Below are 12,824 nucleotides of genomic sequence, written 5' to 3'. Positions count from 1 at the left end.
TCAGAGTCCCGCCAGCCAATCGTCGTCCGAACCTTCGTTGACGCCTTCGAACAGGATCGTCGAGAAGTAGCGTTCGCCCGTATCGGGCAGCATCGCCAGGATCACCTCGCCGTCCTTCGCGGACTTGGCCACTTCCAGCGCGCCGGCCACCGTGCCGCCCGCCGATAGCCCGACGAACAAGCCTTCTTCCTGCGCCAGCCGCCGCGCGACATCGCGCGCGAGGATCTCATCGATCTTCATCAGCGAACCGGCGACCTCGCGATTGAGCACTTCGGGCACGAAGTCCGGCGTCCATCCCTGGATCTTGTGCGGCACGAATTCCGCGCCTTGCAACAAGGCCGCGCCCGCCGGCTCGCATGTCGTGATCTTCACTTCGGGACGCGCCACGCGCAGCACTTCGCCGACGCCGGTGAGCGTGCCGCCCGTGCCCCAACCGGTGACGAAATGATCCAGGCGATCGCCGGCGAAGTCGCGCAGGATTTCCGCGGCGGTGGTCTGGCGGTGATACGCAGGGTTCGCCGGGTTGGTGAACTGGCGCGCGAGGAACCAACCATGTTGCTTCGCCAGTTCGTCCGCGCGACGCACCATGCCGCTGCCGCGTTCGGCGGCGGGCGTCAGGATCACCTTCGCGCCATACGCGCGCATCAGCTTGCGGCGCTCGATCGAAAACGAATCGGCCATCACCGCGACGAACTTGTAACCGCGCGCGGCGCACACCATCGCCAGCGCGACACCTGTGTTGCCCGAGGTCGCTTCGATCACCGTATCGCCGGGCTTGAGCAAGCCCTTCGCTTCGGCATCCAGGATGATCGCGATCGCGAGCCGATCCTTGACCGAGCCGCCCGGGTTGAACGACTCGACCTTCGCGTACAGCGTGACGTGCTTCGGTGCGATGTGGTTGAGGCGGACGACCGGGGTGCGGCCGATGGTGTCCAGGATGCTGTCGTAGCGCATGGTCTCAAGTCTCGTGGGGGATGGAGAGGAGAACGCGAAGTTGCCGCGCCGCAGGACGCTCGAACGCGGCGCGCCACTGTCATTGGTCATGGAACATCCGGGGTGGTTCGGGGTCAACCCCGGGCCCTCGCAGCCGTTCCCGGCAGGTTCGCGGGAGAGCACGCACTTTTCGTGCCCGCGGTAACCGAACCCTCGCACCGGACGGCCTAGAATTCGCGAATGAAGCATTTTCCTCGCTCCCTCCCGCTCATCGCCCTGCTCGCGCTCGCGGCCGGTTTGTCCGCCTGCGGCAAGGACGAAGCCGCCGCTTCCAACCGCGGCAAGGACGCCGCCAACGCGCCCGTCATCGTCACCACCACGGTGTTGCAGCCCAGGTCCTTCGCCGACTCGATCGTCGCTATCGGCACGGCGCGTGCGCGCGATTCGATCACCGTCACCGCGAAGGTGAGCGAGATCGTGCAGGCCGTGCATTTCGACAGCGGCGATGAAGTCGCCAAGGGCGCCGTGCTCGTCACGCTCAGCGGGCAGCAGCAGCAAGCCGCGCTCGCGCAGGCCGAAGCCGCGGCGAAGGAATCGCAGCAGATGTATGCGCGCCAGCAGGAACTCGCACGGCAGCAACTCATCGCCACCTCGCAACTGGACACGCAACGCGCCACGCGCGACCAGGCGCAGGCGCAGGTGAACCAGATGCGCGCGCAGCTGGGCGACCGCTCGATCCGCGCCCCGTTTTCCGGCGTGCTCGGCATTCGCCAGGTCAGCCCCGGCGCACTGATCACGCCCGGTACTGCCATCGCCACGCTCGACGATCTCTCGCACATGTACGTCGACTTCCCGGTGCCCGAAGCCGCGCTCGCGCAACTGGCCACCGGCCAACACGTGTTCGGTCGCACGGCAGCGTATCCCGATGCGCGCCTGGTCGGCACGGTGACGACGGTGGAAGCGCGCATTGATCCGGCGACGCGTTCGGTGACGGTGCGCGCCGATTTCCCGAACGACGAACGCAAGCTGCGTCCCGGTATGTTGGTGAACGTCGAACTGCAACGCGCGCAACGCACCGCGCTGCTGTTGCCGGAGATCTGCGTGGTGCAGGTGGGCGATCGCACGTTCGTGTATCGCGTCAAATCCGATGGCAGCGTCGAGCAGGTCGACGTGCAGATCGGCACGCGCACCGACGGCCAGGCCGAAATCCTGAAGGGCGTGCGCGCCGGCGACCGCATCGTCGTCGACGGCACCGGCAAACTGCGCCCCGGCGCGAAGATCGCCGACACGGCAGCGGCACCGGCGGCGAAGGGCTGACATGCGCCTGTCCGATCTCTCGATCAAGCGCCCGGTCTTCGCGACCGTCATCAGCCTGTTGCTCATCGTGCTGGGCGTCATGGCGTTCACGCGCCTGACGCTGCGCGAACTGCCCGCCATCGACCCGCCCGTGGTCTCGGTCGAAGTGAACTACACCGGCGCTTCGGCGCAGGTGGTCGAAACGCGCGTCACGCAGATCCTGGAAGACGCGCTGTCGGGCATCGAAGGCGTCGAGACCATTTCGTCGAGCAGCGTCAACGGGCGCTCGTCGGTCACCATCGAATTCACGCTGTCGCGCGACATCGAAGGCGCGGCCAACGACGTGCGCGGCGCGGTGAGCCGCGTGCTCAACCGCCTGCCGGAAGAAGCCGATCCGCCGCAGGTGAGCAAGGTCGAAAGCGATTCGGATCCCATCATCTGGCTCAACATGAGCTCGACGTCGATGGATTCGCTCCAGTTGTCGGACTACGCCGAGCGTTACGTGGTCGACCGCCTGTCGAGCATCGATGGCGTCGCCGCCGTCCGCATCGGCGGCCAGCAGCGTTACGCGATGCGCGTGTGGCTCGACCGCGACGCGCTCGCCGCGCGTGCGCTGACCGTGGAGGATGTCGAGAACGCGCTGAAGGAAGAGAACGTCGAACTGCCGGCCGGCCGCATCGAATCGGCCGAGCGCGACTTCACGCTGCGCGTGGCCCGCGATTACCAGAAGCCGGAAGACTTCGCGCAGATCCCGCTCGGCAAGGGCCCGGATGGCTACGTCGTGCGCCTGGGCGATGTCGCGAAGGTCGAACTCGCTTCCGCCGAGCGCCGCGCGTACTACCACTCCAACGGCGAAAACAACATCGGCCTGGGCGTCGCGCGCACCTCGACGGCGAACGCACTGGACGTGGCGCGCGCCGTGCGCGCGGAAGCCGAACGCATCGCGCCCTCGCTCCCGCAGGGCACGAAGATCTTCGTCGCCTTCGACACGACCACCTTCATCGACGCCGCGGTCGAACGCGTCTACCACACGCTGATCGAAGCGGTGGTGCTGGTGCTGATCGTCATCTGGATCTTCCTGGGCAGCGTGCGCGCCGCGCTGATCCCCGCGGTGACGGTGCCGGTGTGTCTGATCGCCGCCTTCCTGCCGCTGTATCTGTTCGGCTATTCGATCAACCTGCTGACGCTGCTCGCGTTGGTGTTGTGTATCGGCCTGGTCGTCGACGATGCGATCGTCGTGCTGGAAAACATCCAGCGCCGCGCGGACCTCGGCGAACCGAAGCTCGTTGCGGCGGCGCGCGGCACGCGCCAAGTGGCCTTCGCGGTGATCGCGACGACCGCCGTGCTGGTCGCGGTGTTCCTGCCGATCGGCTTCATGGAAGGCAACACGGGGCGCTTGTTCCGCGAGTTGTCCGTCGCGCTCGCCGGTGCGGTCGCGCTGTCGGCGTTCGTCGCGCTGACGCTCACGCCAATGCTGTCGTCCAAGCTCGTGCGCCCGCATTCGGAGGAGAAGGGCAACCCGGTCCATCGCTGGGTGAACAAGCGCCTGGACTGGGTGACCGCTCGCTACAAGCGCTTCCTCGAAGGCAGCGTCGAGCGGCCGCTGATGTTCGGCCTGGTGATGCTCGTGGCGCTGGCGGTGAGCTTCGTGCTGTTCAAGTTCGTGCCGTCCGAACTCGCGCCGCCGGAAGACCGCGGCAGCTTCAACGTCTCGCTCACCGGGCCCGAAGGCGCGGGCTACGACTACACCGTGCAGCAGGTGAAGCAGGCCGAGAAGATCATCGCGCCGGAAATCGGCCACGGCCCGATCGAACGCGCGAACGCGCGCGTGCCCGGCGGTTTCGGTGCCAGCGAAGAAATGCACACCGCGCGCTTCAGCGTGTTCCTGAAGGATTGGGCGCAGCGCACCGAGAACACGCAGGACGTCGCGCAGGAGCTCAAGAAGAAGCTCGACAAGATGCCGGGGATGAAGATCTCCACGCAGGTCGCCGGCGGCCTGGTGCGCACGCGCGGGCAGCCAGTGCAAATCGTTCTGGGCGGCCCGGATTACGCGGAACTGGCGAAGTGGCGCGATCGCCTCCTCGAACGCATCGAGAGCAACCCCGGTCTCGTCGGCGCCGACAGCGACTACAAGGAAACGCGGCCGCAGATGCGCGTGCAGATCGATCGCCAGCGTGCGTCGGATCTGGGCGTGAGCGTCGAATCGATCGGCCATGCGCTGGAAACGATGATGGGTTCGCGACGCGTCACGACCTTCGTGCGCGGCGGCGAGGAATACGACGTCGTCGTGCAGGCGAACAAGACCGGCCGCGCGACGCCCGCCGATCTCGCCGCGATCCAGGTGCGTGCGCGCGATGGTGCGTTGATCCCCTTGTCGAACCTGGTGACCTTGCAGGACGTCGCCGAAGCCGGATCGCTCAATCGCTTCAACCGCCTGCGCGCAGTAACCATCAGCATGGGCCTGGCCCCCGGCTATCGCATGGGCGACGCGATCCCCTGGCTCAACCAGGCCGTCGCGCAGGAATTGCCCGAGCAGGCGCAGATCGACTGGAAGGGCGAGTCGCGCGAATACCAGCAGGCGGGCGGCGCGGTATTGCTCACCTTCGCGCTCGCGTTGCTGGTCGTGTACCTGGTGCTCGCGGCGCAGTTCGAAAGCTTCATCCATCCCTTCGTGATCATGTTGACGGTGCCGCTCGGCGTGCTCGGCGCACTGATCGGCCTGTGGATCACGGGCGGCACGCTCAATCTCTTCAGCCAGATCGGCATCGTGATGCTCGTGGGCCTGGCGGCGAAGAACGGCATCCTGATCGTCGAGTTCGCCAACCAGTTGCGCGACGAAGGCCGCAACGTGCACCAGGCGATCGTCGAGTCCGCCGGCGTGCGCCTGCGCCCGATCCTGATGACCTCGATCGCGACGATGGTCGGTGCGGTGCCGTTGGTCGTCGCGGGCGGCCCGGGTTCGGCGAGTCGTGCGACGATCGGCATCGTGGTGATCTTCGGCGTCGGCTTCTCGACGCTGCTGTCCTTGTTCGTCGTGCCGGCGTTCTATGCGCTGCTCGCGCCCTACACCCGTTCGCCCGAAGCCGTGGCGCACGAGTTGAAGGAACTGGAAGCCACCGTGCGCCCGGTGGGCGACACGCATCCGGTCGAGGAGGCTTCGTGAGCGAGCGGGAATCCCCTTGGAAATCGCGTGGTCCGAAGCGGCCGCCGCAGGAGGCGCGTCCGCAACGCGAGGTGCGTGCGCCGCGCGAGACGCGCGAACCGCAGCCGCCGGTGCATCGCGAAGAGGTGCCGTCGGAAGGGCATCAGCATGCGCGCGAGCATCGCGACACCGAGTTGCGGTTGTACGGGGTGAACGCGGTGAAGGCCGCGTTCCATCGGCGGCCGGAGTCGTTGCGCAAGTTGTACCTGGTGAATGCGCGCATTCCGCAGTTGCAGCCAATGTTGCGTTGGTGCGTCGCGCATCGCATCGGGTATCGGGTGGTCGAGGACGACGAGGATCTGCGTCGCCTGACGGGCAGCGAGCATCACGAGGGTGTCGTCGCGGATCTGTTGCGCGAGCCGCAGGCGACGTTGACGACGTGGCTGCAGCATTTGCCGGCGGGGCCGGTGTGTGCGTTGTGGCTGGATGGCGTGGGCAATCCGCACAACGTCGGCGCGATCCTGCGTTCGGCGGCGCATTTCGGTGTGTCGGCGATTTTGTTGCCGAAGCATTCGACGTTGTCGTTGTCGGGTGCGGCGGCGCGTGTGGCCGAGGGGGGCGCGGAGGTGGTGCCGTTCGTGCGGCTGGGGCGCGAGGACAATTCGCTGTCGCAGTTGCGGGGGGCGGGGTTCTCGCTGGTCGCCACTGTGGTGCGCGATGGGTTGCCGTTGTTCGAGGCGCCGATTCCCGAGCGCGTAGTTTATGTGCTGGGTGCGGAGGGGGAGGGGATGTCGAGTGCGCTCGCTGCGTTGTGCGACTTGCGCGTGTCGATTCCTGGGAGTGGCAAGGTCGAGAGCTTGAATGTTGCGGCTGCGACTGCGGTGTTGCTTGCTGAGTGGATTCGGAGACGCTAAGAGCGCGACTCCATCATTGGCGCGCCGCCCGAACGTGTGAAGTTCCAAATTTTTTTGGGAAAAAAATTTGAAACTCCCCACGCTGGGGCATTACCTTGCGGGTCGCTTCGATCAGAGGGCTTTCGCTGGGGCAGTCGTTGGGGGCTGCAAAGCAAGCTTTGCAGATGGCCGATCGTTTTCAACAGCGACCACCTCCCCTCCGGGGAGGTCAAAAAGAAGCCCGCCGAATGGCGGGTTTCTTTTTGGGTGGGGTTCCCGACCGACTTCGCAGAACATCCAGTCGCGAGATTTGTCCCGCGCGGGATGGGCGTTCGTCTGATTGGTTGCACTCACGTCCGCTTGCAGCATGGACGTCCACTGCAATCGCGGAGGTCCCCATGAGTCGCATCCCCACGCCCGAGGTTCTCGTCGTTCCGGAATCGGCGCAGCGCAAACTGGTCCACGTGCACGAGCAACTGCGATTTCTCACGAGGGCGACGGACGCCGCGAATTCGTCCAGCGCATTCGACAACCTGTTCCGCGACCAGTCGTTGTCCTGGTGGTTCACGCGCCTGGCGCGCGACCTGGATGAAATCCTCGAAGAAATCGATCGCGAAAACGGTCTCGCAGTGAGGCAAGCGCAGTAGCCCACCGCAGCCACGCCCCCCCGCCACGCCCCCGCTCTCAACAATCGGCTACCTGCAAAGCTCCGCTTTGCAGCCCCCAACGATTGCCCCAGCGAAAGCCCCTGATCGAAGCGACCCGCAAGGTGATGCCCCAGCGTGAGTCGTTTCAAATTTTTTTCCCAAAAAAATTTGGAACGACTCACGTTCGGGCGGCGCGCCAATGCTGGAGGAAACGCAAGAAGTCGAGGAGAACTAACAGCAACTTGACACCCCACCCCCCAGCCTCCAAAGGATGCCCACCGACCCGAACGCGAAATCCGCAGCCCAGGGAGGCCTGACCTACGTCGGCGACACCGACCCCGGCATCCGGCGCAAGCGTGCCGGCAAAGGCTTCGCCTACCTCGACGCCCGAGGCCGCACGCTCCGAGATAAACGCACGATCCAACGCATCCGCACCCTTGCCGTTCCACCCGCGTGGACCGACGTCTGGATCTGCACCAAACCCGATGGCCACATCCAGGCCACCGGCCGCGACGCCCGCGGCCGCAAACAGTATCGCTACCACCCCCGCTGGTCCCACGTCCGTGGCGTCGAAAAATTCGACCGCATCGTCGACTTCGGCAAAGCCCTGCCGAAGCTGCGCCGCGCCCTGCGGCGCGACCTCGCCCTCGATGGACTGCCGCGCGAAAAAGTCGCGGCGATCGTCGTTGCACTCCTCGGCGGCACCCTCGTGCGCGTGGGCAACGACGAATACGCCGAGACCAACAACAGCTTCGGCCTGACGACGCTGCGCAATCGCCACATCGAATTCATCAAAGGGGGCCGCGCGCGCATCGCGTTCCGCGGCAAGGCCGGCAAGGACCACGAGATCGTGCTCGACGATGCGCGCCTCACGCGCCTGGTCCGCCGCATCCAGCAACTGCCGGGGCAGCAGTTGTTCCAGTACGAGGACGACGAGGGGAAGCCGCAGCCCGTGGACTCGGGCACCGTCAACGACTATTTGCGCGACGCGATGGGCGCCGACTTCACCGCGAAGGACTTCCGCACCTGGGGCGGCACGATCTCCGCGTTGCGACTACTGGCTGACCAGCCGGTGCCGCTGAAGGACGACGGCAGCCTCAACCAGCGCGTGGCGAACGCACTGCGCAATACGGTCGTCGAACGCGTCGCCAAGCGACTGGGCAATACGCCCGCGGTGTGCCGCAAGTCCTACATCGACCCCGGCATCTTCGCCGCCTGGGAAGACGGGCGTCTGCATCGCGCCTGCGCCGACGCGCGGGGCCCGCGCCAGTGGGAGCAGGCCGGACTGCGCGTGCTGCGCGCCGCCCACCGCGGCAACGGGGCGCCGGTTCGCTAGACTGCGCGCATGACGCTCCGCATCGCGCTCGCGCAATTCGACTTCCCGGTGGGGGCCGTCGCCGCCAACGCCGACCGCATCGCCGCCTTGATCGTGGAGGCACGCGACCTCCACGGCGCCGACATCGTCCTGTTCCCCGAATTGGCGGTCAGCGGCTATCCGCCGGAAGACTTGCTGCTGCGGCCGCGCTTCCTCGCCGATTGCGAGGCGGCGGTTGCGCGCATCGCACAAGCGACGGACGGCATCGTCGCCGTCGTCGGCTGGCCGCAGGCGGTGGGCGCGGTCGTCTACAACGCCGCGAGCGTGTTGCGCGACGGCGCGATCGAACAGACCTATCGCAAGCGCGAGTTGCCGAATTACGCGGTGTTCGACGAGCGCCGTTACTTCGACGTCGATCCCGATGGCGAAGCCTGCGTGTTCGAAGTCGACGGCACGCGCGTTGGCCTGGTGATCTGCGAAGACCTGTGGTTTCCCGAACCCTTGTCGCGCACGGTGGAAGCCGGTGCGCAGCTGGTGCTGGTGCCCAACGCCTCGCCGTTCGAACGCGACAAGCATGCGCAGCGCGATGCGCTGATCGCCGATCGCGTGCGCGAGTCGGGCTGTGCGCTGGCATACCTCAACGTCGTCGGCGGGCAGGATGCGGTGGTGTTCGACGGCGCGTCGGTCATCGCCGATGGCGACGGCCACGTGCATCCCGCGGCGCGCGCGTTCGAGGAACACTGGCTCGTCGCGGATTTCGACGGCGGCACGCGCAAGTTCGTGCCGGTGTCCTGGCCGGTCGAAGACGAGGAAAGCCGCGACGCGCTCGCGTGGCGCGCGATCGTGCGCGGCATCCGCGATTACTGCGGGAAGAACGGGTTCCGCAACGTGTGGCTCGGGTTGTCGGGCGGCATCGATTCGGCACTGGTGCTCGCGTTGGCGGTCGATGCGCTGGGTGCGGAGAACGTCACCGCCGTGCGCTTGCCATCGCGCTACACGGCCGGGATGTCGAACGATCTTGCAGCCGAGCAATGCGCCTCGCTCGGCGTGAAGCTGCACGCGGTGTCGATCGAGAAACCCTTCGCTGGTTTCCTCGAAGCGCTCGCGCCGATGTTCGACGGCAAGCCGGTGGACGTGACCGAAGAAAACCTGCAGTCGCGCAGCCGTGGCGTGCTGCTCATGGCTTTGTCGAACAAGTTCGGTGGCCTGTTGCTGACGACCGGCAACAAGAGCGAATACGCGGTGGGCTACGCGACGATCTACGGCGACATGTGCGGCGGCTATGCGCCGATCAAGGATCTGTACAAGACCGAAGTCTTCGCGCTCGCGCGCTGGCGCAATGCGTCGGGCGGCTCGGCGCCCAACGGCGGCATGGTGATTCCAGTGGCGGTGATCGATCGCCCGCCGTCGGCGGAATTGCGCGAGAACCAGAAAGACCAGGATTCGCTGCCGCCCTACGACGTGCTCGACGCGATCCTCCTGCGCTACGTCGACCTGGAGCAATCGCCGGAAGAAATCATCGCGGCGGGGTTCAACGAACAGACCGTCGAACGCGTCGTGCGCCTGGTCCGCATCAGCGAATGGAAGCGGCACCAGGCGGCGCCGGGGCCGAAGGTGTCGCGCCGTGCATTCGGCCGCGAGCGGCGGTATCCGATCACGAATGGGTATGGTTGATCCAAGCCAGGCTGAAACGAAAACGGCGCCCGAAGGCGCCGTTCTTGTTCAAGGACCCGGTGGTCCTCAGTCCCCGTGCTCCGCACCCGACTTCTCGCCCGCGAACGGGTTGAGGCGGCGGAACGTGGAAGGGTAATCCGGCCAGTCGCCCGAGAAATACGGGTGGTTGGGCTCGTTGGCCTGCAGCACGCGCTTGGCGTCGGCGGCGAGCACCTGGTTGCCGATGTGCTCGTAGCCCACGACCAGCGTGGCCACCGCATCGTCCTGCGAGGCGCTCTGCGGATAGGTTTCCAGCAGGTACTTCGCGCGCGTGATCGCGGCGACGTCCGCGCCGCGGCGCAGGTAATAGACCGCCGTGTCGAGCTCGTGCTTCGCGAAGAGGTTGCGCAGCGAGATCATCCGCTGGGCCGCGTCGGCGGCGTAGCGGCTGTTCGGGTAGCGCTCGACCACGATCGAGAAATCGTTGTACGCCTGCATCGGCGTGCTGAGGTCGCGGTTGCTGGTCTGCAGCGAGAACACGCGCGCGAGGAAGATCGCGTTGCGCGTGGCGTTCGACAGGCCGCGCAGGTAATAGAAGTAGGCGATGTTGCGGTGCGTCGGGTACGTGCGAATGAAACGGTCGATGGTCGACACCGCGTCGTCGTGCTTGCCGGCCTTGAACTCGGCATACGCCATTTCCATCTGCGCCTGCTCGGTGTACGGGCCGTACGGATACTGGGCAATGAGGCGCTGCCAGGTTTCCGTCGCGCTGGCCCAGCGCTCTTCCAGCATCTGTTCGTGCGCCTTGTCGTACAGCACTTCGACCGGCTGGCCCTCGTTGGGGTCCTTCTTCTTCCAGAGCTTGCTGATCGAGCTGCAGCCCGACATCGACAGCACCAGGGCGACGAGCAGCAGGATCAGGGCGGGGCGCTGGAACAGGGGGCGGCGCATGGAGCGTGGGGTCATGGGCAGGACGCAGCTTCGTTCAGGGGCGCCGGGAGGGCACGAAGGACCGATAATACCAGTCCGAAGAACCACGCCGGACCGGGCCATGCCTCCGGCGGCTGAACCGGAGTACCGATGACACCCAACGATCCACCCGCGGGCGACGCCGCGCGCACCGCCGTCGTCCCCCACGAGGCCGCGGGCCGTCGTTTCGACGCCGTCCTGGCCGATTTGTTCCCCGAATTCTCGCGTTCGCGCCTTTCGGAGTGGATCAAGTCGGGCGACGCCCTGCTCGACGGCCGCCTCGTGCGCGGGCGCGATCCCGTGCGTGGCGGAGAGTCGGTTTCCCTCACCGTGGTCCTGGAAGTGCAGACCCACGCGGTGGCCGAGGACATCCCGCTCGACGTCCTGTACGAAGACGCGGCCGTGTTCGTCATCGACAAACCGGCCGGCCTGGTCGTCCACCCCGGCGCCGGCAACCCGGCCGGCACGCTGGTCAATGCGCTGCTGCATCGCGATCCGACCCTGGCCAACCTGCCGCGCGCGGGCATCGTGCATCGCCTCGACAAGGACACCTCCGGCGTCATGGTCGTCGCGCGCACGCTCGAAGCGCACACCGCGCTGGTGGAACAACTCTCCGCGCGCGGCGTGCATCGCCAGTACCTGGCCGTCGTCGTCGGCGCGCTGGTCTCCGGCGGCACCGCGAACGCGCCGATCGACCGCCACCCGCGCGACCGCATCCGCATGGCCGTGCGCGAAGACGGCCGCGAAGCGATCACGCATTACCGCCTGCGCGAACGCTTCCGCGCGCACACCGCACTCGAATGCCGCCTGGAAACGGGCCGCACGCACCAGATCCGCGTGCACATGGCGCATCTGAAACACCCGATCGTCGGCGATCCCCTGTACGGCGGCCCGCTGAAACTCCCGCGCGGCGCGACGCCGGCATTGATCGAAACCTTGCGTGGCTTCAAACGCCAGGCCCTGCACGCCGAAACCCTGGAGTTCGCGCACCCCGTGACAGGCGAACCGATCCGCTGCACCGCGCCCGTCCCCAGCGACATGCGCGCACTGATGGATGCATTGCGCGACGACCAACGCGCGGCGACGGAGTTCGGCCGGTGACGGCCTTGCGTGCGGATTGGCCGTTGACCGGCAGCGTCGAAGTCTTCACGACCCTGCGCCACGGCATCGGCCACTCCCGCGCACCCTTCGACACTTTCAACCTCGGCACGCGCAGCGGCGACGACACACACGCCGTCGCACGCAACCGCGCAGACCTCATCCAACACTTCGCGCTTCCGAGCGAACCGCGCTGGCTGCGCCAAACCCACGGCACGCACGTCGCGATCGAACCCGGCACCGACGAACCCGAAGCCGACGCCGCCCTCACAAGAACCCCCGGCACCGTCCTGGCGATCCTCACCGCCGATTGCCTCCCCGTCGTCCTCGCCTCGAGAACCGGCGACGAACTCGCCGCCGCACACGCCGGCTGGCGCGGCCTGGCAAACGGCGTCCTCGAAGCCACGCTCGATGCAATGCGCACCCCGCGCGAAGCCATCACCGCATGGCTAGGCCCCGCAGCAGGCCCGCAGTCCTACGAAATCGGCCGCGAAGTCCACGACGCATTCGTCGCGCACGACAACAACGCCGAATCCGCCTTCGTCCCCACGCGAGAAGGCCATTGGCGCGTCGATCTCTACAAACTCGCACGCCAACGCTTGGCAGCCGCCGGAATTACGGATGTACACGGCGGTGGACTCGACACCATCGGCGACACCCGGTTCTACTCGCATCGCCGCGACCAACACACCGGACGCATGGCGACGATCGCCTGGCTCCGCTAAAAAATGATCGGCTAGTGCGAAGCTCGCTTCGCACCCACCAATGACTGCCCGAGCGACCGTCTCCGATCGAAGCGACCCGCAAGGTGATGCCCCAGCGTTGTGAGTTTCAAATTTTTTTCCCAAAAAGATTTGGAACTCACAACGTTCGGGCGG

10 protein-coding genes are annotated in these 12,824 nt (G+C 66.6%); 8 read left to right on the top strand and 2 right to left on the bottom strand.

The genetic code is table 11. The features are described from left to right. On the bottom strand, positions 1–954 hold the full coding sequence (gene cysK / locus AC1DOM_RS05565) for a cysteine synthase A (protein ID WP_498961292.1): 954 nt from the start codon (positions 952–954) through the stop codon (positions 1–3). Between the two features lie 219 nt (positions 955–1,173). On the opposite strand from cysK, the gene AC1DOM_RS05560 reads away from it, so the two are divergent. The 6 genes from AC1DOM_RS05560 (at position 1,174) to AC1DOM_RS05535 (ending at position 9,900) form a co-directional block, all read left to right on the top strand. Next, the gene (locus tag AC1DOM_RS05560; RefSeq protein WP_498961030.1) at positions 1,174–2,250 is read left to right on the top strand and encodes an efflux RND transporter periplasmic adaptor subunit; all 1,077 of its coding nucleotides are present in this window, start codon (positions 1,174–1,176) and stop codon (positions 2,248–2,250) included. A gap of 1 nt (position 2,251) precedes the next feature. Beyond that, positions 2,252–5,392, top strand: a complete 3,141-nt coding sequence (locus AC1DOM_RS05555; protein ID WP_498961028.1) for an efflux RND transporter permease subunit — start codon at positions 2,252–2,254, stop codon at positions 5,390–5,392. Beyond that, positions 5,389–6,285: a TrmH family RNA methyltransferase gene (locus tag AC1DOM_RS05550; protein ID WP_498961026.1), complete on the top strand. Its 897-nt coding sequence runs from the start codon at positions 5,389–5,391 to the stop codon at positions 6,283–6,285. Before AC1DOM_RS05555 ends, AC1DOM_RS05550 begins: the two co-directional genes overlap by 4 nt. Positions 6,286–6,662: 377 nt before the next feature. Then, positions 6,663–6,911, top strand: coding sequence for an XAC0095 family protein (locus AC1DOM_RS05545; protein WP_498961024.1), 249 nt, complete (start codon positions 6,663–6,665; stop codon positions 6,909–6,911). A gap of 271 nt (positions 6,912–7,182) precedes the next feature. Continuing rightward, on the top strand, positions 7,183–8,247 hold the full coding sequence (locus AC1DOM_RS05540; protein ID WP_498961022.1) for a DNA topoisomerase IB: 1,065 nt from the start codon (positions 7,183–7,185) through the stop codon (positions 8,245–8,247). 9 nt (positions 8,248–8,256) lie between these two features. Beyond that, entirely contained in the window at positions 8,257–9,900 is a 1,644-nt protein-coding gene (locus AC1DOM_RS05535; RefSeq protein WP_498961020.1) for an NAD+ synthase, read from the top strand. Between the two features lie 66 nt (positions 9,901–9,966). Here AC1DOM_RS05535 and AC1DOM_RS05530 read toward each other — a convergent pair whose 3' ends face one another. After that, positions 9,967–10,830 carry an outer membrane protein assembly factor BamD gene (locus AC1DOM_RS05530; protein WP_498961018.1) on the bottom strand — a complete coding sequence of 288 codons (864 nt, stop codon included), beginning with the start codon at positions 10,828–10,830 and terminating at the stop codon, positions 9,967–9,969. 129 nt (positions 10,831–10,959) lie between these two features. Between AC1DOM_RS05530 and rluD the strand changes: the two genes are divergently transcribed. Together rluD and pgeF are read left to right on the top strand one after the other, a co-directional pair. Next, the gene (gene rluD, locus AC1DOM_RS05525) at positions 10,960–11,949 is read left to right on the top strand and encodes a 23S rRNA pseudouridine(1911/1915/1917) synthase RluD (protein WP_498961016.1); all 990 of its coding nucleotides are present in this window, start codon (positions 10,960–10,962) and stop codon (positions 11,947–11,949) included. Next, positions 11,946–12,671 (top strand): peptidoglycan editing factor PgeF, encoded by a 726-nt coding sequence (gene pgeF, locus AC1DOM_RS05520; protein ID WP_498961014.1) that lies wholly within the window; start codon positions 11,946–11,948, stop codon positions 12,669–12,671. Before rluD ends, pgeF begins: the two co-directional genes overlap by 4 nt. Positions 12,672–12,824: the final 153 nt, after the last annotated feature.

The organism is Lysobacter sp. P5_B12, from assembly GCF_056400425.1.
The sequence above is the reverse complement of the archived record's forward strand: the minus strand, read 5'-3'. Positions and strand labels throughout refer to the sequence as shown.

Excerpts from the sequence above, each read along its gene's own strand:
- AC1DOM_RS05530 (WP_498961018.1), bottom strand. The coding sequence starts at position 10,830 with ATGCGCCGCCCCCTGTTCCAGCGCCCCGCCCTGATCCTGCTGCTCGTC.
- AC1DOM_RS05535 (WP_498961020.1), top strand. The coding sequence starts at position 8,257 with ATGACGCTCCGCATCGCGCTCGCGCAATTCGACTTCCCGGTGGGGGCC.
- AC1DOM_RS05545 (WP_498961024.1), top strand. The coding sequence starts at position 6,663 with ATGAGTCGCATCCCCACGCCCGAGGTTCTCGTCGTTCCGGAATCGGCG.
- cysK (WP_498961292.1), bottom strand. The coding sequence starts at position 954 with ATGCGCTACGACAGCATCCTGGACACCATCGGCCGCACCCCGGTCGTC.
- AC1DOM_RS05560 (WP_498961030.1), top strand. The coding sequence starts at position 1,174 with ATGAAGCATTTTCCTCGCTCCCTCCCGCTCATCGCCCTGCTCGCGCTC.
- AC1DOM_RS05555 (WP_498961028.1), top strand. The coding sequence starts at position 2,252 with ATGCGCCTGTCCGATCTCTCGATCAAGCGCCCGGTCTTCGCGACCGTC.
- AC1DOM_RS05540 (WP_498961022.1), top strand. The coding sequence starts at position 7,183 with ATGCCCACCGACCCGAACGCGAAATCCGCAGCCCAGGGAGGCCTGACC.
- rluD (WP_498961016.1), top strand. The coding sequence starts at position 10,960 with ATGACACCCAACGATCCACCCGCGGGCGACGCCGCGCGCACCGCCGTC.